General features: G+C 70.7%; 1 protein-coding gene. It reads right to left on the bottom strand.

What is annotated here, in order from left to right:
* Positions 1-1,588, bottom strand: a 1,588-nt coding sequence (locus AB0K43_RS31390; RefSeq protein ID WP_363645812.1) for a non-ribosomal peptide synthetase, incomplete at its 3' end; no start/stop codon positions are given.
* Between the last annotated feature and the right edge of the window lie 264 nt (positions 1,589-1,852).

The following is a 1,852-nucleotide window of genomic DNA, read 5'->3' as shown; positions in this document are numbered from 1 at the left end:
CGCCGAGTTCGGTGCGGATGCGGCTGACCAGGCGGGTGACCAGGAGGGAGTGGCCGCCGAGGGCGAAGAAGTTGTCGTCGATGGAGACCTGCTCCACCCCGAGCAGCTCGCCGAACAGGGCGCAGAGCAGTTGCTCGCGTTCGGTGCGCGGTGCCCGGCCGGCGACATCGAGTTCCGGCTCCGGGGCGGGCAGCGCCCGCCGGTCCAGCTTGCCGTGCACCGTCAGCGGGAACTCCGCCAGCGCCACGAACGCCGAGGGCACCATGTACCCGGGCAACGCCGCCGCCGCACGGGCCCGCAACTCGCCGGTGTCCACCTCCGCCGGCACCACGTAGGCGACCAGGCGGTCCTCGTCCCGGACCAGCACCGCCGCCTGCTCCACGCCCTCGAAGCCGGACAACACCGCCTCGATCTCACCGAGTTCGATCCGGAACCCACGGATCTTCACCTGGTCGTCGGCCCGACCCAGGTACTCCAGCACCCCACCCGAGGTCCACCGCACCAGATCACCCGTGCGATACATCCGGGTGCCCGGCGCACCGAACGGATCCGGCAGGAACCGCTCCGCCGTCAGATCCGGGCGGTTCAGATACCCACGGGCCAGACCGGCACCGGTCAGGAACAGCTCACCCGGCACCCCCGGCGGCACCAACCCCAAGCCCCCGTCCAGGACATGGGCACCCGTGTTGTCGATCGGCCGACCGATCACCGGCAGCTCGGACCCGGCCAGCGGCCAGGCCACCGCATCCACCGTGCACTCGGTCGGACCGTAGTAGTTGTAGACCGCCGTCCGGCCCTGCGCACGCAACCGCGCCCACAACTCCGCACCCAGCGCCTCACCACCCACCATCAGCAGCGCGGGCGCATGGTCGGGGTCGGCGAGCAGCCCCTCGCCCAGCAACACCGACAGATACGACGGGGTCAGGTCGAGGAACTCGATCCGGTGCTCGGCCACGTAGCGGGTCAGTGCCCCGGCATCGAGCCGGACCTCGTCCGGGATCAGGTGCAGCTGGTGGCCGGCCACCAGGAGGCAGAAGGCGTCCAGCGAGGTGTCGAAGGTGGTGCCCGCCACCAGGGCGGCCGGGACGTTGGCACGGTCACCGAAGTGCGGGTCGATCAGCGCACGGTGGTGGGTCCGGTACAGCTCGGCCAGGCTGTGGTGTTCGACCACGACACCCTTGGGACGGCCGGTGGAACCCGAGGTGTAGATCACATACGCCGGATGCCCCGGCGACACCTCCAGCCCCAACACCCCCGCCTCACGACCCGCGACCGAAGCCGCCGTCACCGGATCGTCCAGCACCAGCACCGGCACCGCCGACCCGTCCAACACCCCGACCGTCGACCCCACCGCCAACGCCAGCACCGGCCCTGCGTCCGCCACCATGAAACCGACCCGATCCACCGGATGCGACGGATCCAACGGCAGATACGCCGCACCCGACTTCAACACCGCCAGCAACCCCACCACCAGATCCGACGTCCGCGGCAACACCAACGCCACACACCGCTCAGGACCCGCCCCACGCGCCACCAACTCACGCGCCAACCGATTCGCCCGAGCATCCAACTCCGCGAACGACAGCACCCCGTCCGCCGCCACCAACGCGACCGCCTCCGGCGACACACCCACCTGCCGCTCGAACACCTCCGCGAACAACAACCCGTCCGGCTCGACCACCACCCCCTGCCACGCCGCCAACTCCCGACGCTCCTCGGCAGTCAACAACTCCACCGCACCGACCCGACCGTCCGGCTCCGCAGCCACCGCCGCCAGCAACCGCCGGAACCGACCGACCACCGCCTCCGCCGTCCCCCGATCGAACAGATCCGCCGAGAACTCCACACTCCC

This window comes from Kitasatospora sp. NPDC049258 (assembly GCF_040678895.1).
Taxonomy (GTDB): domain Bacteria; phylum Actinomycetota; class Actinomycetes; order Streptomycetales; family Streptomycetaceae; genus Kitasatospora.
The sequence above is the reverse complement of the archived record's forward strand: the minus strand, read 5'-3'. Positions and strand labels throughout refer to the sequence as shown.